This window comes from Picosynechococcus sp. NKBG042902 (genome assembly GCF_963864045.1).
GTDB lineage: Bacteria > Cyanobacteriota > Cyanobacteriia > Cyanobacteriales > MRBY01 > MRBY01.
Map to the genome: position 1 here is coordinate 94,129 of NZ_CAWLTV010000077.1, position 20,623 is coordinate 114,751.

Consider the following 20,623-nt stretch of genomic DNA (forward strand, 5'->3'; position numbering starts at 1 on the left):
AATGCTTGTCGCATTCCCCTAGATTTAGTGAGTTGGATCACCTGGGAAGTCAGCGATATCACGTTTTTAGGAATGGTTGGAACTGTAGGAACGGCGTCCCCGGGAGCGATCACCTTTGTAGCCACCGCCACTCCCTTTGTAGTTAGAACGACGTCCGCTGCGGCCACCTTTTTTCGTCGGCTTGGGGAGACCTGTCTTGGTGTTGACTTCCGGTACTTCCCAATCTTCGTTGAGCCATTCGGGGGAATTATTGTCGTACATCATCTGCAATACCGCTGCGGCGATCGCCTGGGGATCATACTCATCACCCAAACGCTTCACAATCGGTAAGAAAGAGGCCATCCGTTCTCCAGCCAAGGCTTCCCGTACTTGGGTTTCCAGGCGGGTCACCCGTTGGGCTTCTACTTCAGTGCGGCTCGGAATAGTCGAAACCTTGAGGGACTGTTTGACGCGCCGTTCAATTTGACGCAACAACCGGCGATCGCTGGGTTCGACGAGGGCGATCGCAGTACCCGTTTTACCAGCTCGGCCCGTCCGACCGATCCGGTGGATATAACTTTCCGTATTATCCGGTAAATCAAAGTTAATCACGTGGCTGAGGTTTTCCACGTCCAGACCCCGCGCCGCAATATCCGTGGCGACAATCATCTTGATCTTGCCGTCTTTAAAGCGACGTACCAGTTTTTCCCGTTGGTTTTGGTTGAGGTCGCCGTGGTACTCATCGGCACTTTGGCCCGCTTCAACCAACTCATTGGTCAACTCCGAAGCCGTCCGTTTCGTGCGCACGAAGATAATCGCCGACTCTGGGTTTGCCATTTCCAAGATGGGCAGGAGGGCTTTAGTTTTTGACCAACCGCGCGGAATCATGTAGACCTCTTGGGCAATGCGGTCAGGCGTAACCTGGGGCTGTTTGATCGTGATGTTGATCGGGTCATTGAGGAAATTTTCCACCAGATCCCGGATTGCGGGGGGCATGGTCGCCGAGAAACAAACCGTTTGGCGTGTTTTGGGGGACTGACGCAAAATCTTTTTCACATCATCAATGAAGCCCATACTGAGCATTTCATCGGCTTCGTCAAGCACTGCCCAACGGAGTTCTTCAAAAGACAACTTACCCCGTTCGAGAAGATCGATGACCCGGCCCGGCGTGCCCACAACAATGTGGACGCCCTTTTGCAGGCTGCGAATTTGCCGTTCCATGGATTGACCACCGCAGACGGTGAGCACCCAGAGACGACGATCCACGGCGAATTCCTTAAGGGACTGGGTCACCTGCACCGCCAGTTCACGGGTAGGGGTCAGAATCAATCCCTGGACAGTCTTTTGTTCCAGGTCAATTTTTTCGAGGAAAGGCAGGGAGTAGGCGGCGGTTTTACCTGTACCTGTTTGGGATAGTCCCACCACGTCCCGTCCTTCGAGGATTGCGGGGATCGCTTTACTTTGAATTTCGGTGGGCTTCTCGAAGCCAATATTTTCTAATAGGTCAACGCGGGCGTCGGATAAGCCGATGGTTTGAAAAGAAGTGGTCATAAAAAAGTTGTAAGGTTTATGGATGGGTTTTTGCTAAGGTTTGACAAAAATTGGGAATGCGTCTTATCTAAGGGCAATCCCTCCCCCAACCCTTTTCCCAAACTGGGTTCTTTGAAATAAAACCGATTGGATGCTTCTTGGCAGTCTGGACAATGCCGGGGGTGTGGCTGGACGGTCTAGTTATGCTTCCACGATGGTGCCGTAGAGGTCATAAATATCCGCAGCGGTAATTTGAACAGGGACAATACTGCCGAGGGAGGCTTCTCCGGTGACATATACCAGTCCGTCAACGTCTGGGGCAAATCTAGGCGATCGCCCGATTAATTCACCAGTCGCTGGGTTTTCCTGTTCGATCAGCACATCCACCGTTTGTCCGACACAAAGTTCATTGCGGCGGGCAGCAATCGGTTGTTGAATTTCCATCAGAGCATCCCGACGGCTATCTTTGACAGATTGCGGTAGTTGGTTCGGTAAATCAATGGCAGGGGTTCCTTCCTCAGCCGAGAAAGTAAACACACCCACATGATCAAACTCGTGACGTTTCACAAAATCCACGAGGTGCTGGAAGTGTTCTTCCGTCTCGCCGGGGAAACCCACGATAAAGGTGGTGCGCAAAATTGCATCGGGTAACGCCTCTTTCAGGTCTTCAATGATTCGATCATTGACGCGACCTTGCCAAGGACGATTCATCGCCCGAAGAATATCTGGATGGGAATGTTGTAGCGGGAGATCCAGATAGGGAATAACGTTGGGGGTATCACGCATCGCCGTGATCACCTCAGGGGTCAACCCCGTCGGATAGGCATAGTGGATGCGGATCCAAGGCACATCGACTGCACCCAAGGCTCTGAGGAGTTCTGCCAATTTGGGTTTGCCGTAGATATCTTTGCCATAGTTGGTGGTGATCTGGGAAATCAGAATAATTTCCTGGACGCCTTGCTCAGCCAATTGTTTGGCTTCGGCCACGATGGACTCAATGGGGCGCGATCGCTGATCCCCTCTGAGGTGAGGGATGATGCAAAAGGCACATCGGTAATCACAGCCTTCCGCTACCCGGAGATAAGCCACCGCTTCGTTGGTGGTGCGGTAGCGGGGCACAGTTTCGTCAGCGATATAGGTAATTTCTTGGGAAACTTCCTTTACAATCTCGCCCTGTTCGGTGCGTTGAATCACGTCAACGATTTTGTGATAGTCCCCAGTGCCTACGAGAGCAACGGCTTCAGGCAATTCTTCTAAGAGTTGCTCTTGGAAGTGCTGCGCCATGCAACCGGAAATGACAATTTTCTTGTTTGCCTCTGCCAATTCCACTAGGGTACGCACAGATTCGGCGCGGGCATCTTCGATGAAGCTACAGGTGTTGACGATGACGTAATCGGCTAGTTCTTCGTTTGCATCAACCTCATAACCAGCATTTACCAATAGCCCAATCATATGTTCGGAATCGATGCGGTTTTTTTCACAACCAAGATGGGAAATGGCGATTGTCGGTTTTGTGGTCATGCAGTTTCTAGTAAAGAACGGAGTTTAGGTCAAGATCTAGGAACGATTTCTTAATGCATTGTAACGGATCTTGGGGCGATGCTGAAATATTTTTTAGGAATTTGTCAGCAAACCTTGTTACCATTTGCCCAAAAATTTAGAGGATTTGCTCCAATTTTTGCACCCAATCGAGCATATTGTGACGGTTGGCGCGGTAGCTGGTGGGGTGGGCAATGAGGCGGACGGTGCTATGAAAGAGCACTTCAACTTCTTCGAGGTTATTTTCCCTAAGGGTATTCCCAGTGGAAACAAGGTCAACGATCGCCTCGGACATGCCGGTAATGGGGCCGAGTTCGACGGAGCCGTGGAGGGGGATGACTTCAATGGGGAGATCGAGATCGCGGAAGTAGTCTTTGGCGCAATTAACAAATTTGGAGGCTACACGGCAGTTGGGGGGGAGTTGCCGGGGATTTTTGTAGGGGCTGGCCTTGGGGACGGCAACGGAGAGGCGACAACCACCGAACCCTAAGTCTAACAGATTCGCGACATCGGGTTTTTTCTCCCGGAGGACATCGTAACCCGCAAAGCCCAGTTGGGCCTGGCCATATTCGACATAGACGGGAACGTCATGGGTGCGCACGAGCATCGCCCGGGCAGTGCCAGTGGGATCGGTGATTTGCAGTTGGCGATTTTTTTTATCGAGGAAGGCGCTAAAGTCTAACCCGACTTGTTGGAGGAGGGCGATCGCCTCTGGGAGGAGGCCACCTTTGGGAATGGCAATGGTAAGCATTTTTTCGTTAGCAGTGATTCAAAAATCTTTTAAAAAACGGGATTTAGAGGGTTTCGAGTTTGGGTTCGCCACTGGGGTCAATCCAGGCGAGGTGGGTGATGTGGCTACTGCGGGCGTAGGCATAAATTTCGGCAGGCGATCGCCCTCCCAGTTCCACTTCGACGCGCACCATTTCATCCCCTTGACGCAGGGTTTGGGCATAGTGAAATACCTGTTGTTGGGCCTCAGGTTCCGTCGCAATTACCAACCAAGCACTGCCAGCGAGTTGTTTTGGCAATTGGGGACTCGCCAAAAGGCAGGTGTGTAGTTCTTCAATATTCAAGCAAAAGCCAATACCGGGGTGATTTTCCCGTTGGGGATGATACAGGCCCAGAAGCTGATCATAGCGGCCGCCTTGACCCAAGATATAGGACTGATGATTGGCAAAATTAACCACCTCAAACACAATGCCCGTGTAGTAATCAAAGGTCTGAATTAGGGTTAAATCCAAGATAATTGGCAGTTGCTTCTGGGTACTCCCAGCCAATAACGCAAAGAGAGCCTTAAGATTCGCGACGATTTCCTGCGCCTCTGGCCCCAGATCAAACTGACTCACCCGCGCCAATACGGTTTCCGGCTCGCCACGCAGATCAAAAATGTCCAGGGCATAGGCCTTGAGATCCTCATCCAGGGGTAATTCCTGCAACCCAACCCGGTCTAAATTGGCCACACAATGACGAACTGTTTCTCTTACTGGTTCAGGAAACGGATCCAAGAGCGATCGCCCCAGGGCCGCCTCCCCTAAAATTAACTGCCAATCTTCTAAACCCAGGGCATCGAGGGAATCTGCTAGAAGCAATAAAATTTCTGCATCCGCCACAATTCCTGCCGCAAAGAGTAACTCTACTCCCGCTTGGTAAAACTCCATCTGTTTGCCGTGGCTGCCCCGGGGGGGATGGCGAAACACATTGGCCCGGTAACAAAGCCGTTGGGGAAAGGTATTTTCGGCCATTCTGGTGACAGCCGCCCTAGCGATCGAGGCCGTTAACTCTGGGCGCAAACCCAAAGCTTGACTTTCTGCCGTTTGTAGTTGAATGACCTTTGTGCGATCCACCGCCCCGCCAGCCGTGAGCGTCTCCAACCATTCCAAAGTAGAGGTGACGATCCGCTGGTAGCCCCACTGTTGAAAAACCCGTTGGAGATTGTCATTAATCCAGGCCTTTTGAGCAACTTCGAGGGGTAATAAATCCCTGGCACCTGCGGGGGGTTGATGAATCATGAAATCCGTATGTTGAGCTTTGCCGTCGCCTATTCTACTTCTTTTTCCCGCCAAACAAACCGCCAAATAAACCCCCTTGTTTATCGGAGCTCCCTTTCTTGGCCCCTGGTTGGGTCTCTAGGGCGCTGCCCATCACTTTTTCGAGGGCTTGCTTGGCTTGGCGAACGAGGGGATCTGTTGGTTTGGAGAGGTAAGCTTTTTTGATATGCACCTTGGCCATTGCCAGTTGGTTTTGGCTGAGATAGGACAGTCCCATGAGGGCGTGGGCCTTGATGCAGTTGGGATCGAGCTGGAGGGCATCTCGGAATTCCAGCACGGCCTTGGCATAGTTTTTCTTTTTTAGGTGTTCTTCTCCCCGCCAAAGGGCTGCGTCTAGGGAAGATGTGCTGGTATTTTTCGGCGGCGGCGGGCTGACGGTAGTGCCTGATGTCGCCATGGTTTCCCCAGGATATTGGGGCATGGTTTCTTTGGTCTCGACTTTTTTAACCTTGCCGAGGTATTGGAGATAGACGAGGTTCAGTTCGCTTAAGGTGGCGATCGCCTGGGGGACTGTGGCCATCGTTTGGTAATTTGCCTGGGCCAAAGCGGCCACCTTCTCCCGGTAGAGCGCCGAAATATTCCCTGGGGTATCGAGGAGTTCCTGGGCTTCCGTCGTGGTGAGGACAAGGTTATCTGTCTCATTACTCAATTGCTGACTCAATTGCACCAGAATCACTTGGTATTCTGACCAGGAAGCGGGCTTAGATAGTTTTTCGTAGGCCGGATTCACGAGCTTTGACAAAAATTCACTGGCCAAGCGTTTATCCAGAGCCTGGGTTAGGGTACAGGTATCCGGGTGGAGCCGTTGGGCAATTTGTAAATAGGCTTTGCGCACGACTTTTGGATTCGCATCAATGGGCAAGCCGAGCACCGCAAAATGGTCGGCAATTTTTCGAGCAAATAATCCTTGGTTAATGGCAAGCGACATATGTTTGTGGGGGTCCCATTGACCTAATTATGACTGATTCTAAAAAAGGTACAACCGTTTAATGATGGTTTTTATGAATCCGCAGCGTAATAACTCTGAAACCATCCTTGGGCCTCTTGGAGGGCGACACTCAACGGGGTATGAATTTTGCCATTCGTCGCCAAGAGCCGACCACTGCCCATATCGAGGGGGGCTTGATCGTAGCTGGTGACGAGGCCGCCCGCTTCCCGCAAAATGCAGATGCCCGCCGCCATATCCCAGGGTTGGATGCCCCGTTCCCAGTAACCATCTAGGCGACCACAGGCCACATCCGCGAGATCAAGGGCCGCCGATCCGCCCCGTCTGACCCCCTGGGTTTGGTGGGTGAGGTAACAAAATTCACGGTAATTATTATCCTTCGTTTGCCGGCGATCATAGGCAAAGCCAGTGGTAAGGAGACTATTTTGTAGCTGATCTGTTTTTGAAACTTGGATCAGTTGGCGATTTAGGGTGGCCCCTAATCCTTGGGCGGCGCGGAAGAGTTCATCGCGGTAGGGATTGTAAACAACGCCCACTAACGGTTCGCCGGCATATAACAGAGCAATGGAAACTGAAAACATCGGATAGCCATGGGCGTAGTTCACTGTGCCATCGAGGGGATCGATCATCCAGAGGTAAGGACTGGGCTGATTTGTGGCTAACTGGCCTGCTTCTTCGGCATGGATCGGCACATCCGGTAGATGTCTTTGGAGCAGCTCGATAATGGCGGCTTCGGAGGTGGTATCCGCTTCTGTGATCAGATCGCCTGGGGTTGCTTTTTCCCGAATTTGTTGGAGGTTGCCGTAGTATTTTCTGAGAATTGCGCCAGCACTGAGGGCGGCTTCTGTGGCAATGTCGAGGTAAGTTTGGCGTTCGGGTAGGGAGGGAAGGGCCATAGAGATATTTATAAAAGGAGATGGGCAAAGTTTGAATCCAAGAAAGTGGCGATCGCCCCAGGATCAGAGTTGATAATGGGGGTGTCTAAATACCGTTAGTCTTCATCAAGGGGTAGACCAAAGCGAATCTTACCCTTACCGAAGTTGCGCCCAAACTGGAGTTCATACACTTCGTCCTCATCCTGGGTTTCTACCACCAAATCACTTTTGGCATGGCTCACACACATCAGCGCATAACCCTGGCGTTGCAGATCCGGGGAAAGTCCCATGGCATATTTTTGTTCGAGATCCCCGGACAAAACCCGCACAGCGCAGGTCGTACAGGCCCCGTTGCGACAGGAGAAGGGAATCTGAAACCCTTGTTTTTCGATGCTCCGCAGGATGAATTCGTCCTCAGGGACGGTAAAAGTCTGGGTTTCGTTAATTTGCCGGTAATTAATCGTGATTTTGTGAGTTTTAGCCATGGTTACAGCAGAAAAAATAAAAATTTGCCTTTTCCTTTAGTTATTGTATAATCATTAACCGTGCCCCATCTGGAGAGATGGCCGAGCGGTTGAAGGCGCAGCACTGGAAATGCTGTTTAGGGGTAACTCTAACGAGGGTTCGAATCCCTCTCTCTCCGTTCTAATTTAGAACCTATTTACAAAAGCCTTAGATGTGTTGTCTAGGGCTTTTTTGTGGCTTGAAAGACGATGGTTAATGCTCCATTTCTGCCAGTTCTAACCACCGTTCTGTTTTTGCTTCGATGTCTTGATTTAGGGCTTCTAATTTTAAAGAAAGGGCCTGCAATTGCTCATAGTCAGCTTGGTTACTGAGTTCTGTTTGCAATGCTTCCCGCTGAATTTCTAGCTCAGGAATAATCTCATTTTCGAGACGTGCTAGTTCACGCCGTTGGTAGTTTGACAGGCGACGGGATGGGGCTGCTTTTGGCTTGCTAGGGGTTTGTGGTTTGGCGATCGCCTCTTTTTGAGGAGGATTTTCCGGTGGGTTTTGGGCGGCTTCTGCCTGTTTATAGTCTAAATAAAGGGAATAATTGCCGGGGTATTGTCTCAGCAGTCCATTGCCTTCGAGGGCAAAAATCATGTTCACTGTCCGGTCGAGAAAATAACGGTCGTGGGCAACGATAATCACACAGCCATTAAAGTCTTCGAGGTAATCTTCCAAAATCGACAGGGTTTGTACGTCTAAATCATTCGTAGGTTCGTCAAGAATGAGTAAATTCGGCGCACCCATCAGCACTTTTAGCAGAAATAAACGCCGTTTTTCACCCCCAGAAAGTTTCTGAATCGGCGCATATTGTTGATCAGGCGGAAACAAAAATCGTTCCAACATTTGGGATGCTGTAATTTGTGTGCCATCCGCCGTTTGCACATAGGTAGCAACATCTTTGATGTAATCAATCACCCGTTGATTTTGTGTGGCTTCATCAAGTAAATCATCGGAATGTTGGTCAAAATAACCAATATGAATCGTACTGCCAATTTCTACTGTGCCGCTATCGGGTTCGAGTCGTCCTGTAATCAGATTTAAAAAGGTCGATTTACCCGCCCCATTGCCGCCGATAATACCGAGGCGATCGCCGGGATTAAATTCATAACTAAAGTCTTTAATGATCGTTTTATCATCGAAACTTTTACAGAGATTTTCGACGACAACAACTTTTTTACCAATCCGTCGCCCCGGTGTATCAATTTCAACTTTACCTTGGGCTTCTTTGAAGGTTGTATTTTGCATATCGGCAATTCGATCAATGCGCGCTTTTTGTTTGGTACTCCTCGCCTTCGGCCCCCGTTTGAGCCATTCTAATTCCCGTCGCAATACCCCTTTATGTTTCTGTTGGCTGCTAACCGCTGCCTCTTCTGCCAGGGCTTTTTTCTCTAGGTAATAGGAATAATTTCCGGCGTAGGTATACAGATCGCCGCGATCAATTTCGATGATGCGGTTGGTGACTTTGTCAAGGAAATAACGGTCGTGGGTGATTAATAGTAATGCCCCTGAAAATTGAGTTAAATAGCCCTCTAACCATTCCACTGAATCGGCATCTAGGTGGTTCGTTGGTTCATCCATTAGGAGCAAATCAGGTTCCGATAATAATGCTGAAGCAAGGGCAATGCGTTTGCGGTAACCACCGGACAAATCCCCTACTTTTGTCTCAAAATCATCAATGCCTAATTTACTCAAGATAATCTTGGCATTGGTTTCCACTTCCCAAGCATTCAGGGCATCCATTTTTTCGGTAATACTAGATAATTTGCCCATGAGACTATTCAATTCATCACCAGAAGCCTTTGCCATTTTGTGGGATAAGTCTTCATAGGCCTTAACCCATTTCATTTGTTCACTGCAATTGGCAAAAATCTGATCTAAAACGGTATTTTCTGGATCAATTTCTGGTTGTTGTGGTAGATAAATAATCCTTGCCCCAGAACGAACGAGCCGCTGTCCTCCATCAATGGGTTCAATCCCCGCAATCATTTTTAAAAGGGTTGATTTGCCCCCCCCATTTACCCCAATCAAGCCGACTTTTTCACCATCATCGATGCTCAAGCTCGCCTCTTTGAGAATTTCTTTAATACCGAAATCTTTTTTAATGGATTGGAGGGTAATGATACTCATATCAAGAATTTATTTAAGTATGCCTAGATTTAAATATTTTCTAAATTCATTTTGTGATTCTTCTAACTGGTTAGTTAACCAGATCAATTTTTTTGCTTTTTTTTCCGCATGAATATCTCGATCATGTTGAGATAAATCTTTTTCAGCAAGTGAATGGCCGATAGTCAGTATGTCCAAAGACTCTTTTCTGATCTTTTTTATGTATTTACAAGTGTTTTCATCAAATAAAAAAGTAGCGTCTCTAGTATTTAAGTCTAACTCTATTAAACGAGCATCATAAAATGCTTCTGGATCAAGAAGTGATGGATGATTACGAACAGAAACCATAAATTTAATCACTGCACTAAAAATATTTAGCCGTCGTTCATATAAATCAAATTTAAGCCGATATTTATTGATTGTATACTGCTGACATGCGACGTAAGCTGAAATACATGCAGCAATTGCAGAGGCAAATGCTGCAAAAAAAGAAGGATTTATAGAATGAGTTGTATTAGAAATTAAAATTTTAAGTGACTCAAGTATCATAAGCACTTTTCGATAATAATTTAAAAAATAGGACGATTTTAAGCCAAAGTATCTTTCTGCTTCAAATCGCCCCAAATAATTGACGAGACGTTTTTTAGAAGTTGATATGACTCATGTTTGCTTCAACTAAGCGTTGAACCACTTCCTCCATCGGAATCGCGCCGAGTTCTCCAGAGGCACGGGTGCGGATACTGAGGCTATTGGCTTCGACTTCCTTCGCCCCGGCGATCGCCATCACAGGAACCTTCTGTTTTTCGGCGTTGCGGATCAATTTGCCCAGACGTTCCCCAGAGGCATCGGCGATCGTCCGGATGCCAGCGGCTTGCAGTTTATCCGCTTGGGCTTTGGCGTAGTCGAAAAATTCATCGCTAACGGGGAGAATTCTGACCTGTTCGGGGGCGAGCCATAGAGGAAAATCACCCGCATATTCTTCGATCAGAATGCCGATCAATCGCTCCAAGGAACCGAAGGGTGCTCGGTGAATCATAATCGGCCGTTGGCGATCGCCATGCTCGGTAACATATTCCAATTCAAAGCGTTCAGGGAGATTGTAATCCACCTGTACTGTACCCAATTGCCATTCCCGTTCGAGGACATCTTGGAAAATAAAGTCGAGTTTCGGGCCGTAGAACGCCGCTTCCCCTTCGGCTTCAAAGTAGTCCATATCCAGCTTGGTGACGGCTTTACGGATTGCGTTTTGTGCCTTTTCCCAGACCTCATCGGAGCCAATATATTTATCGGAGTTGGGGTCACGGAAGCTCAGTCGCGCCTTGAAATTCTTCAGTTGCAGACTCTTAAAGACGGTCAAAATTAAATCGACAACGTTAAAGAATTCTTCTTCGAGTTGATCTGGCGTAACGAAAAGGTGGGAATCGTCCACAGTAAAGCCCCGCACCCGCGTTAAACCGCCCAATTCACCGGATTGCTCGTAACGATAAACCGTGCCAAATTCCGCCAGACGGATCGGCAATTCCCGATAGGAGCGCAGTTGATCTTTATAAATTTGGATGTGGAAGGGGCAGTTCATCGGCTTCATCACAAAACCCTGTTCCGCCGCCCGTTCTGCGTCGCCGTCCGCCATCATCGGAAACATGTCCTCGCGGTAGTTCTGCCAGTGACCGGACACTTTAAAAAGATCCACGCGGGCGATGTGGGGAGTCACGACACCTTGGTAACCGCGTTTAGTTTGTTCCGTTTTAAGAAAATTTTCGAGGGTGGAACGGATCAACGTTCCCTTCGGCGTCCAGAGGGGTAAACCAGGGCCGACTTGATCGGAGAACATGAACAAACCCAGTTCTCTGCCGAGTTTGCGATGGTCGCGTTTGAGGGCTTCCTCTTTGCGGCGTTGGTATTCTTTGAGCTGTTCGGGGGTTTCCCAAGCGGTGCCGTAGATGCGTTGCAGTTGTTGATTATTTTCGTCACCCCGCCAATAGGCTCCGGCGACCGATTCGAGGGCGATCGCCTTGGGGTTAATATCACCAGTATTTTCCACGTGGGGGCCAGCACAAAGATCCCACCATTGATCACCGAGGTAGTAGAGGGTGATCGGGTCGTGAATCCCTGCGAGGATTTCGAGTTTGTAGGGTTCGTTGATTTCCTTGATCCGTTTTTCGGCTTCGGCCCGGGAAATTTCTTCACGGATCACAGGCAATTTTTTCTTGACGATTTTCACCATCTCTTTTTTAATCGCCTTGAGATCCGCTTCCGTAAAAGGTTCTGGCTTGTCGAAATCGTAGTAAAACCCATTCTCTGTCCAAGGACCAATGGTGACCTGGGCGTCGGGAAATAGCTTTTGGACAGCCATCGCCATGACGTGGGAGGTGGTGTGGCGAATCCGCTTGAGGGTGTCTGATTCACTGGTTTTGGGAAGTTTCATCGGTTCGAGTTGTTCACCATTCACCTGATCCATGGTTGAAATATGCTCCTTAAAATTGCTCCAAAAAGTTTAGCAGGTCGCCATTCTATGTTATCCGTTGTCTCTGCTGGACTGGGGAATTTTCACTTACCGAATCTCATTACGCAAACCACAGGCGGCGGCATAGGCGATCGCAATGGCATCGACACTGTCATCGATAGGCATCGTCTCCATCCCAAAAATCGACTGCACGAGGGTCGCTACTTCCCGCTTATCGGCCTTTGCATTACCGATGTGGCATTTCCAACTGGATTGGTGCAGATAAATCGGTTCGATGTTTAATTCTCGCAGGCTAACCAAGTTTAAAATGCCTAGACCCTGTAATACGCCCCCTGCTGCTTTGATCTGACGGCTAAAGAAGGGCATCTCGATGGCGATCGCCTCTGGGTGAAATTCCCCCAAAATTTCTGTGTAGTCCTGTTCAATTTCTAGGAGTCGTTGGGGCGTCGATAAATTTTTGGCTGTTTCGATAATGCCGTAATCAAGAATTTGTGGCAGCGTTTGTCCCTGTTCTTCGAGGACCGCCCAACCAATAATTGCTAAACCAGGATCAATGCCAAGCCAACGCTTCATAGCGAAAAAATTTTTATATGGGTATTTATTCAGTCACAAATTTAGCACGACATTCAAAGTACACTGACTGTGCATTTGAGCTGTCAAGGCTCTCATAGTTTCCATAGCAAATATTTAAAAACGATGCGATCGCATTTAGATAAAAACTATTATCTCAATTTTGCATCGATCTAAATTGAGATTAAAGAGACAATTAGATAGAATCAGCTTAAGAATTATATTGTCTAATTTTGAGAAGATAAGTGGTCTAAATCTAGTGGATCGCTTTCAAGGTAGTCTTTTGCTGTTATATCTTCCATAGTTACAACTGAACCATTTACATCTTGAAAACGACCATGTTTAGGAATTAATTGCAACCATGTTTCTAATAATTGATTCCATCCCAATCCTTGAAAATCGACTTGGTTTTCATCACGAATAAACCAAAACATTAATTCAATATTAGGAGAATTCCAAGAAGGCGATGCTCTTACCCTAATTTCACGCAAAGCACGTAAAGCATCACCCTCATTGCTTGATTTATTATGCTTATTCTTAATACGTTTTTGGAGTTCGCTCACAAATCCAACAAAGTCATCAGGAAAAGCAAACCTAACTCGTTTTCGCGCCAATGCTTGACCTAATGCTCTAATTTCCTCATCGTCTCGACATCCTTGTTGGCGTTTCCATTCAGCAACAACAGCTTTTTCTACTGTCATCACGCGATCGAGGTCGGCAACTAAATTAAGCTCTGCAACCCCTGGAATATAAGTATATTGTGGTCTTCTTGCTTTTTGAATTTCTAATAATCTCTGTGGATCAACCTCAAAAAGAGGAGAAACTTCAATAAATGGACGCTCTTTACAAGAACGAACAATATCACAAGTTTGCGTAATTACGACAAAACCAGGAATTGGTACTTCTGCTAAATTGATTTCTTCTGTTGCTGCTTCTTCAGATTCTTTTGTTAATGGTCTTTTGGGATCGCACCGTTGAACAAACCAATATTCTCCAAGCACATAATCCCCCTGACACCATTCCTGAAGAACAGCATCTATTTCTCGAATCCAAGTATCGCGCTCATTTTCCACTACTATTCTTGCGACTCCTTACTGATTTAGCAGGTCTAGAACGTCTAGCTTCGCGACGAATAGGTTCAATAGGATCTTGTAAAGCATCAATAAGATTTTCTGGACTTACGGGTCTACGTAGTTCAAGAGCATCTTCAGATAAAGGATTGAGCTTTGGTTTTTGAGGTGCATTGCCCGAACCTGAAATATTTTTAACTTCTTGGTATTTCCCATCTACTAATAAATCGAAAGGAAGTATTCCATCTTTAATAGGCATCAACAAAAGATTACGATTGAGACTCGCACTACCTCGGTTAATGTATTTAATAACACCCAACAATCGATTAAGCTTTTCTTCATTGGAGCTATTAATTTGTTGTCCACTTGCCCAGAAATGAAGGGTTCTGCGTGAAACATTAAATAATCTAGCAAGCTGTTCCCAAGTTAATCCACTTAGTCTTCTTAGTTCATTAATGGACTTTTGCGTATTACTCTGAATTTCATGAGGTGTTTTAAGATAATAGTAGACCGCAGTTGGATTAACCCCACTTGTTGTAGAATCTGAAGCTGTTAACCAATCCAAATCAACAATTGTGTCTAAAGCAATAGTATTATCTCTGGCAAAAAAACCTCTAGGAATCATTGATTGAGATTGTGAGTCTATCATAGAACCACGAGCAGAGGTGCTAGTCAAATCATTTGATTTCTTCTCTAAAAGATTATTCATCCTTCACCTCCAAAACGTCGTAAAAATTCATCTTGCACAATCCATCGAAAGAACGTATATAATCGCTCCGAAAACCGCTTGGCTTCAGCCATTTGTTTCTCAACACTGAACTCTCGGTTCTTGGAAAGAGACATATCTAGATCTAGTATCCAACTTGGTTCGGCAATAGGCTCGAGTACGCTTGGATCGAAAGTCGTATTTGCCGCTATCAGTCCCCATTTGGCAAGAATTTGCCCACCTTCTTCTGGAATGATAAACAAAGATTGATTAATACTTTCTTGAATATAACTTTTTAATTCAGAATTTGTAATGCCAGCTATCTCAGATCTGACAAGACATGAAATATCTTGTGTATGTTGTCCAACTAGCCTATCTATATATCGCAATCCAAATCGTTCAATAACATTAAGATTAAAAGTCTCCTGAAGTGCTACCAACAGAAATCGCAAATGTTCCAGAAAATCAGTACGACTTAAATAATTAGTAGTTTCAAGTGCCATAAAGTTAGGTGTTAATGATACTCGCCACCGATTTTCAACATCTGAAAATCGCCAAGTTATTTGAGGAGGTGTTTGTTCAAAACCTTGCCTACCAAGAATAAGTCCCTGCGTTTTTTCAGGCTTAAGAATAGGATATTTTTTTCGAATTTTTTCTTGAAATTGACTCACTATATCGCCTTTTTCAATTGCAAGAATAAGTGGAAAACGTACTTGGGCAATCACGCGAACAAGAGGTGCATTTGCTAAAGGCACTTCTGAAGGAGGTGAATCGATAAGTGGATTGTTGATACTAGCCACTTTTTGCATCCTTTTGAAAATTGTGGACAAAAATAAGCATTTTTAGTACCAAAGAACTACACACAAGGCGTTTACTATTTTGTGTAATGCTATTTTAATTCACTAATGTGAATTAAAGTGTGAAGTATAAACAAAAATTTTCAAACAACCATAGCGTTTTTGCGATGTGCTCATCTGCTACTTCATCTCCTTTTCGTATTACGTTCCGCTAACGATGGCGACGCAAAATTAAGATCACAATAATCGGCGCACCAAACATCGCTGTAACCGTATTCAAGGGTAACGTTAATTCACTGCCCGGCAATTGCACAATAATATCCGCCAGCAACGCCAGACTAGATCCCAATAAAGTTACCGCTGGCACCAAAAGCCGATGATCAACCGTTTTCAGTAAGCCCCGGCAGAGGTGCGGCACCGCAATCCCTAGGAAAGAAATCGGGCCACAAAATGCCGTGACAGATCCCGCTAGAAGAGCAGTGCTAACAATAATGTGACGGCGGGTTGCCTTCAGGTTGAGGCCAACGCTTTGGGCGTACTGCTTGCCGAGAAGAAGCGCATTCAAAGGTTTCGCCTGAAAAAAAGCCAGGAGTCCCCCCGCAAAAATTAACACCATAAAAATAGGCAACTGTTCCCGCTGGATTTCCGCAAAGCTGCCAAACGTCCAACTGAGATACAGGCGCAGCGCTTCTGTGGGGCTAAAGTGCAACAGCAATGTAACGAGGGAATTGCTGACATAGCCGAGCATCAACCCCAAAATTAATAGGGTGCCATTGTGGGGAATCCGACGGGCGATCGCCAAAACGAGCAGCAACACCGCCACCGCCCCCAAACTTGCTGCCATCGCCACACTCAAATTTCCAAAAAGACCGCCCATAAAACCCGTTCCCAACAGCACCAGAGCCACCCCCAAACTCGCCCCAGAATTGATGCCTAGCACAAAGGGGCCAGCGAGGGGATTATTAAATAGGGTTTGCATCTGGAGGCCGCTAATCCCTAGGGCTGCTCCGGCAAAGGTGGCGGCGATCGCCCGTGGAAAGCGCAGTTGCCAAACGATTTCTGCCCACACCGGATTGTCAATGGGTTGACCCAAGGCGATCGCCAAAAGTTGATCCCAGGGAATGGTCGTCGAGCCCAAACTCAAACTGAGGAAAAATAAAATCCCCCATAATCCCCCCAGCAGGATAAATAACGAGGGCGATCGCCACCGCAGTTCCGGTAGGGACAAACAAGTTAGAGGGGTCGTGGTGTAGGGAATTTTCACGGGGAATCTTGCAAGTGACGGTAATAATAAAGCTCGTGGTCAGGTAATTGATCCGGATGGGCGATTTTAATCACATCGGCGAGGATCACATCGGGATTGAGAATGCCCCCTTCCCAAAAATCATTACCTCCCCCAGACGCAACCCGGTTGTTGGCGGCATAGACTTGCTGGTTTTGTACTGCCTCAAACAGTTCATAGCGCGGGTCTTCCTGGAAAATATCGGCGGTGGTTTGCCAATCAGGATTCACATTCAGCCAAAGATCCGCTGTTTTTGCCCGACCTAGAACAGCCTCAAAATCTAGAGGTAAGCTCAAGCGGGCCGTTGTCGCATCCCAGGGGTAATTCACGTTCGCATCCCGCAGCAGTTGGGCCACATAGCTTTCGCCCCCCGGCACATACCAGACCCCTTGGTAGGGCGACCCACTCAGCACCATCGGCGTGGTGTCTAAATCTTTGACTTGGTTCACGAGGGCTTGGTAACGGTTGGCGATCGCCCCAAAGGTTGCGTTGGCGTTTTTTTCTGCGTTGAATAATAGAGCCGTAAACTTAAGCCATTCCGCCCGGCCCAGGGGAGTCGGTTCCAGGTGCGCTGCGTCTAAAACCACCGTTAACCCCAAAGAATCCAAGGCGCTGGTATTGTTCCCCTCGCTGGCATCGAGGCGATAATTCAAAATCACATCGGGCTGGAGACTGAGGATCGCTTCCCGGTCTAGCTGGAGGTTGCCCACTTCTTTGATTTCACCTGCTTCAATGGCCGCCCGGATCTCAGGACTGTAAATCAATTGGCGATCGCCTACCCCCACCAAATTTTCCGACTGCTTTAAAATTTCCAAATGGGGTAAATAGGTCGTCGAAAGGGCAATCACCCGGTTTACAGGCACTTCAACAATGGTCGCCCCTGGATAATCCTCTGGAATGGGCGTACCACACTGCACGAAAACATAGGTCAAATCCTGCTGGGCCGTTTCCCAGGGTTGCCGCACCGTCACCACTTTGTAATGGTCGTGGTATGTCACCTGAAAGCCCCTGGCAAATTCTGGTGTCACCTTATCGGGGAAATAATCCACCGCCGGGTCATAATTTTCGACACAGGCCGCCGTCGAAGTTGGGGTTTCTACGGTTTGTTGGGTGGGGCCACACCCCCCTAGCCACAGGGATAAACCCAGGCCCAGCAGAGGAATCGAACGGTGTGGCAAGAAGGGGAAACGCATCGTTTTTTCTCCTACGCAAACCACGGAATGCGTTGGACTTTTGTCTGGAAGCGACCATCGTCCTGGAGTTCAAACAGACGGAAACCCGGTTGTTCCCACAGTTGGCGATCGCCTTCCCGCAATTCTTGATCCGGGGGGGTCACTTGGGTACAGGTTGATGGCGTACCAAAGCAAGAAATGCCCCCTTGGGTGACGCTGTATTCCAGATGCACATGGCCAAAGAAAACCGTTTTCACCTGGGGATGATGTTGCACAATCTGCCAAAATTCGGCGCGGTTGGTCACATCGATTTGATCGAGCCAATCAACGCCTGCTGGCACCACATGGTGATGGATGGCGATCGCCACCGGAGAGTGTGAAGATTGTTCCAGGTTTTCCGCGAGCCAAGCCAGTTGCGCTGTATCTAAAAAACCCTCGCCATATTCTGGGTTCTCAAGAAACGAATCCAACAGCAACAGTTGCCAGTTCCCCAAAGAAATGTTCTTGTCTGGCGAAAGATAATCTCCCTGCAAAATCCCGGCCATTGCTTCTGGATCGTCGTGGTTCCCTGGCAGCCAATAGCTAGGAATCTGCGTTGCTTCGACTAAATCCCGTAGCCGTTCGTAGGCGATCGCCTCACCGTGGTGGGCTAAATCCCCGGTCAAAATCAAGCAATCCGGTTTAAACCGTTGCACCGCCGCCAATACTGCCTGAAACGACGCATCCGTTTTTACGCCCCGCATTTCGGCATCGGGATGGTCGAGGAGGTGGGTATCAGTAATTTGGGCAATGAGAACCATAGGAAATTGTGGGCAAAATTGGGAAACGAAACAAAGCAGCTTAACGGAATTGAGCATTGACACCAATCTGAAACCGACGCCCCACTCCAGGGTAAGCGGGGAATGTTTCAAAATCCGCATCAAACAAATTTTCCACACTCGCCGTTAAATTTACGGTATCACTGATGGGATAGCGCGCCCGCAGATCCAGGTTTGTGTAGCCTGCCAAGGATTCAGTATTGGCATTATTCGTCAGGCGATCGCCCACCCGTTTCAGGAAAATTCCGGCATAAATTCCCTGGGGATTTTCGTAGGCAAGACCCACATTGAAATAATCTGTCCCCGCAAAGGCGACCTCATTACCAACCACCGTCGGATCCGCATCGGCAAGAATTTCTGAGTTGTTCCAAGTGTAGTTAGCAAAAGCAGAAAAAGATCGGGACAATTGCAACGTCACCTCTGCTTCTAAACCTTGATTGCGGGCTTTCCGGACATTTTGAGGAGTGAATGTCCCAAGATCAAAAACGATGGCATCATCGAGGGTGTTATTAAAATAAGTCAGGCGCACCAAAGCACGATCCGAAAAGCGATGGTCAATGCCCAGATCAAAACTATTACCCAGTTCCGGCACTAAATCAGGATTGCTAAACCCAGGAAAATAGAGATCCACGGCAGTCGGAACCCGGAAATTGCGGGCATAGTTACCCCGAATGCGAGTCGATTCTCCCACTTGCCAGGCAAACCCTGCGCTGGGTGATGTGACCGAACCATCGGCCAAACTATTAAAGTCCTGGCGCACGCCCAGATTTAAAGCCAGTTCCGGGGTAACATCCAGGCCATAGCGGGCAAAAATGGCCCCTTGACTGAGGTTTTCGTCGTAACTAAAGCCAAATACACCAGGATCTTCTGCTTTTGCAGTCAAATAGCGGTAATCAAAACCATAGGTGAGATTTTGGGTTTCATTCAGTTGCCAATTGTGCTGAATCTGGGCACCAAAAGAATTGTTTTCATAGCGGGCATCGGTTGTCCCAAATTGATTCTCATCAAAGAAACGAAAATCATTCAGATCCGCAAATAATCTTGTCGTCAGCAGAGAATCATCGCTATTCCCCAGGCGAGACTCTAAATCCAGGGACAACAACCAATTATTGTCGTATTGGGTCGCATTTGGACTTGGGGAAGAAACACTGCTCGGAATTTCTAAATCCTTACTGCTGTAGATGCCGTTAAAGCGCAACCGGTGGCGATCGCCCAACTGACTCACCGCCTGGAGATTGATGTTTTGAATATTACTGGCGGCATTGTCCCGAGTTCCGGATAGATTACGCGCTCGGATATCATAATCAAAATCATTCGTTGCGGCGGTTCGGTCATAGGCAATCCGTACCGCTTGGTTTTCTGCCCCAAAACTAACGCCCACTTTTTGGCGGTTATAACCAAAATTACCGACATCTAACCCCGTTTCTACGACCACAGGCTGATTAAATTCCGGCTGTCGCGTGACGATGTTAATCACGCCGCCGATGGCATTGGAACCAAACAGCACCGAACTGCCCCCAGGGATTAATTCAATGCGTTCGACATTATCGGTAGTCAAATTAGACAGATCGAAGTTCCCTGAATCGAAACGATTAAGCGGCCTGCCATCAAGCAAAATTAATGTTTGGGAAGAACTATTAGCCCCCCGAAAAATCTGAGAACTTTGGGCACCGAGGCGAGATCCAGCCGTGCTATCAATAAAAATCCCAGGGAAATATTTCAAGGCTTCGTTGACGGTGCGATACCCTTGGGCTTCAATTTGCTCCCGGTTAATCACATAGGCCGCACGGGTTGCATCTTGAACCGTTTCTTCCTGGCGCGACGGAGCATATACAGGTTGATTTAATAGCTGGTCAATGACCGTTAGTTCAAAATCAACGGTCTCTTGTTCATCATCTAGATCGTTCTCTTCTTGAGCAAAAACAGCGATACTACTACAGAGAAAACAAAGAATAGTAAAGCAAATCGTCTGGGGCGTAAAAAATGACGTCATCTAAGAATATTTTGGGCTAATTTTTAATGTAATGAAGGGAGAATTCATGGAGTAGTAGCAAGACTTTTAAGTCATAAAAAGCCTTGGTCAATAACCTTAAGAAAAGCAAAGCAGTTGAGCGATTAAAATATCGTCGATTTTTTTCTGATTTGCCAAAATCAATGCATTTCTCAACCTCATTGAATGAGGCTAATGCTGATGGAATAACGGGTTAAAGC

Annotated in this window: 18 protein-coding genes and 1 tRNA gene; 1 reads left to right on the forward strand and 18 read right to left on the reverse strand. The window is 47.5% G+C overall.

The features are described 5' to 3' along the window. Positions 1 to 66: 66 nt before the first annotated feature. The 7 genes from AACR41_RS15550 to AACR41_RS15580 all read right to left on the reverse strand — a co-directional run bounded on the left by AACR41_RS15550 (position 67) and on the right by AACR41_RS15580 (position 7,402). Positions 67 to 1,530, reverse strand: coding sequence for a DEAD/DEAH box helicase (locus AACR41_RS15550; protein WP_012306248.1), 1,464 nt, complete (start codon positions 1,528 to 1,530; stop codon positions 67 to 69). 180 nt (positions 1,531 to 1,710) lie between these two features. Beyond that, the gene (gene rimO, locus AACR41_RS15555) at positions 1,711 to 3,030 is read right to left on the reverse strand and encodes a 30S ribosomal protein S12 methylthiotransferase RimO (protein ID WP_030005872.1); all 1,320 of its coding nucleotides are present in this window, start codon (positions 3,028 to 3,030) and stop codon (positions 1,711 to 1,713) included. A gap of 136 nt (positions 3,031 to 3,166) precedes the next feature. Then, positions 3,167 to 3,799 (reverse strand): ATP phosphoribosyltransferase, encoded by a 633-nt coding sequence (gene hisG, locus AACR41_RS15560; protein ID WP_012306250.1) that lies wholly within the window; start codon positions 3,797 to 3,799, stop codon positions 3,167 to 3,169. Between the two features lie 43 nt (positions 3,800 to 3,842). Continuing rightward, complete coding sequence (locus AACR41_RS15565; RefSeq protein WP_030005873.1) at positions 3,843 to 5,057, reverse strand: ATP phosphoribosyltransferase regulatory subunit; 1,215 nt, start codon at positions 5,055 to 5,057, stop codon at positions 3,843 to 3,845. Between the two features lie 34 nt (positions 5,058 to 5,091). Beyond that, positions 5,092 to 6,024: a J domain-containing protein gene (locus AACR41_RS15570; RefSeq protein WP_030005874.1), complete on the reverse strand. Its 933-nt coding sequence runs from the start codon at positions 6,022 to 6,024 to the stop codon at positions 5,092 to 5,094. 71 nt (positions 6,025 to 6,095) lie between these two features. Beyond that, a complete protein-coding gene (locus AACR41_RS15575; protein WP_030005875.1) occupies positions 6,096 to 6,938 on the reverse strand; it encodes an inositol monophosphatase family protein in 843 nt (280 codons plus the stop codon). Positions 6,939 to 7,033: 95 nt separating this feature from the next. Beyond that, on the reverse strand, positions 7,034 to 7,402 hold the full coding sequence (locus AACR41_RS15580) for a 2Fe-2S iron-sulfur cluster-binding protein (protein ID WP_012306254.1): 369 nt from the start codon (positions 7,400 to 7,402) through the stop codon (positions 7,034 to 7,036). A 71-nt stretch (positions 7,403 to 7,473) separates the two neighbouring features. Here AACR41_RS15580 and AACR41_RS15585 point away from each other — a divergent pair. Further along, positions 7,474 to 7,560 (forward strand) — tRNA-Ser (locus AACR41_RS15585). Between the two features lie 74 nt (positions 7,561 to 7,634). On the opposite strand, the gene AACR41_RS15590 is transcribed toward AACR41_RS15585, so the two are convergent. From AACR41_RS15590 to AACR41_RS15640, 11 genes are all read right to left on the reverse strand, one after another. Continuing rightward, positions 7,635 to 9,554 carry an ABC-F family ATP-binding cassette domain-containing protein gene (locus AACR41_RS15590; protein WP_030005876.1) on the reverse strand — a complete coding sequence of 640 codons (1,920 nt, stop codon included), beginning with the start codon at positions 9,552 to 9,554 and terminating at the stop codon, positions 7,635 to 7,637. A 9-nt stretch (positions 9,555 to 9,563) separates the two neighbouring features. Then, positions 9,564 to 10,157, reverse strand: a complete 594-nt coding sequence (locus AACR41_RS15595) for a hypothetical protein (protein WP_152550957.1) — start codon at positions 10,155 to 10,157, stop codon at positions 9,564 to 9,566. 19 nt (positions 10,158 to 10,176) lie between these two features. Beyond that, positions 10,177 to 11,991: a threonine--tRNA ligase gene (gene thrS / locus AACR41_RS15600; protein WP_030005878.1), complete on the reverse strand. Its 1,815-nt coding sequence runs from the start codon at positions 11,989 to 11,991 to the stop codon at positions 10,177 to 10,179. A 93-nt stretch (positions 11,992 to 12,084) separates the two neighbouring features. After that, complete coding sequence (locus tag AACR41_RS15605; RefSeq protein WP_030005879.1) at positions 12,085 to 12,570, reverse strand: crossover junction endodeoxyribonuclease RuvC; 486 nt, start codon at positions 12,568 to 12,570, stop codon at positions 12,085 to 12,087. Between the two features lie 224 nt (positions 12,571 to 12,794). After that, complete coding sequence (locus tag AACR41_RS15610) at positions 12,795 to 13,640, reverse strand: hypothetical protein (protein ID WP_045441377.1); 846 nt, start codon at positions 13,638 to 13,640, stop codon at positions 12,795 to 12,797. Beyond that, a complete protein-coding gene (locus AACR41_RS15615; RefSeq protein WP_030005881.1) occupies positions 13,630 to 14,346 on the reverse strand; it encodes a helix-turn-helix domain-containing protein in 717 nt (238 codons plus the stop codon). The genes AACR41_RS15610 and AACR41_RS15615 overlap by 11 nt, the downstream gene beginning before the upstream one ends. Next, positions 14,343 to 15,152, reverse strand: a complete 810-nt coding sequence (locus tag AACR41_RS15620) for a TIGR04255 family protein (RefSeq protein WP_030005882.1) — start codon at positions 15,150 to 15,152, stop codon at positions 14,343 to 14,345. Before AACR41_RS15620 ends, AACR41_RS15615 begins: the two co-directional genes overlap by 4 nt. 199 nt (positions 15,153 to 15,351) lie before the next feature. Further along, a complete protein-coding gene (locus AACR41_RS15625; protein ID WP_030005883.1) occupies positions 15,352 to 16,404 on the reverse strand; it encodes an iron ABC transporter permease in 1,053 nt (350 codons plus the stop codon). Continuing rightward, positions 16,401 to 17,615, reverse strand: a complete 1,215-nt coding sequence (locus AACR41_RS15630) for an ABC transporter substrate-binding protein (protein WP_030005884.1) — start codon at positions 17,613 to 17,615, stop codon at positions 16,401 to 16,403. The genes AACR41_RS15625 and AACR41_RS15630 overlap by 4 nt, the downstream gene beginning before the upstream one ends. An 11-nt stretch (positions 17,616 to 17,626) precedes the next feature. Then, positions 17,627 to 18,394, reverse strand: a complete 768-nt coding sequence (locus AACR41_RS15635; RefSeq protein ID WP_030005885.1) for a metallophosphoesterase — start codon at positions 18,392 to 18,394, stop codon at positions 17,627 to 17,629. 40 nt (positions 18,395 to 18,434) lie between these two features. Continuing rightward, positions 18,435 to 20,405, reverse strand: coding sequence for a TonB-dependent receptor plug domain-containing protein (locus AACR41_RS15640; RefSeq protein ID WP_030005886.1), 1,971 nt, complete (start codon positions 20,403 to 20,405; stop codon positions 18,435 to 18,437). Between the last annotated feature and the right edge of the window lie 218 nt (positions 20,406 to 20,623).

What these genes read in the sequence shown, in the direction of transcription:
- thrS (WP_030005878.1), bottom strand. Translation starts at nt 11,991, where the DNA reads ATGGATCAGGTGAATGGTGAACAACTCGAACCGATGAAACTTCCCAAA.
- AACR41_RS15620 (WP_030005882.1), bottom strand. Translation starts at nt 15,152, where the DNA reads ATGCAAAAAGTGGCTAGTATCAACAATCCACTTATCGATTCACCTCCT.
- rimO (WP_030005872.1), bottom strand. Translation starts at nt 3,030, where the DNA reads ATGACCACAAAACCGACAATCGCCATTTCCCATCTTGGTTGTGAAAAA.
- AACR41_RS15590 (WP_030005876.1), bottom strand. Translation starts at nt 9,554, where the DNA reads ATGAGTATCATTACCCTCCAATCCATTAAAAAAGATTTCGGTATTAAA.
- hisG (WP_012306250.1), bottom strand. Translation starts at nt 3,799, where the DNA reads ATGCTTACCATTGCCATTCCCAAAGGTGGCCTCCTCCCAGAGGCGATC.
- AACR41_RS15570 (WP_030005874.1), bottom strand. Translation starts at nt 6,024, where the DNA reads ATGTCGCTTGCCATTAACCAAGGATTATTTGCTCGAAAAATTGCCGAC.
- AACR41_RS15640 (WP_030005886.1), bottom strand. Translation starts at nt 20,405, where the DNA reads ATGACGTCATTTTTTACGCCCCAGACGATTTGCTTTACTATTCTTTGT.
- AACR41_RS15605 (WP_030005879.1), bottom strand. Translation starts at nt 12,570, where the DNA reads ATGAAGCGTTGGCTTGGCATTGATCCTGGTTTAGCAATTATTGGTTGG.
- AACR41_RS15565 (WP_030005873.1), bottom strand. Translation starts at nt 5,057, where the DNA reads ATGATTCATCAACCCCCCGCAGGTGCCAGGGATTTATTACCCCTCGAA.
- AACR41_RS15580 (WP_012306254.1), bottom strand. Translation starts at nt 7,402, where the DNA reads ATGGCTAAAACTCACAAAATCACGATTAATTACCGGCAAATTAACGAA.
- AACR41_RS15575 (WP_030005875.1), bottom strand. Translation starts at nt 6,938, where the DNA reads ATGGCCCTTCCCTCCCTACCCGAACGCCAAACTTACCTCGACATTGCC.
- AACR41_RS15615 (WP_030005881.1), bottom strand. Translation starts at nt 14,346, where the DNA reads ATGAATAATCTTTTAGAGAAGAAATCAAATGATTTGACTAGCACCTCT.
- AACR41_RS15630 (WP_030005884.1), bottom strand. Translation starts at nt 17,615, where the DNA reads ATGCGTTTCCCCTTCTTGCCACACCGTTCGATTCCTCTGCTGGGCCTG.
- AACR41_RS15550 (WP_012306248.1), bottom strand. Translation starts at nt 1,530, where the DNA reads ATGACCACTTCTTTTCAAACCATCGGCTTATCCGACGCCCGCGTTGAC.
- AACR41_RS15635 (WP_030005885.1), bottom strand. Translation starts at nt 18,394, where the DNA reads ATGGTTCTCATTGCCCAAATTACTGATACCCACCTCCTCGACCATCCC.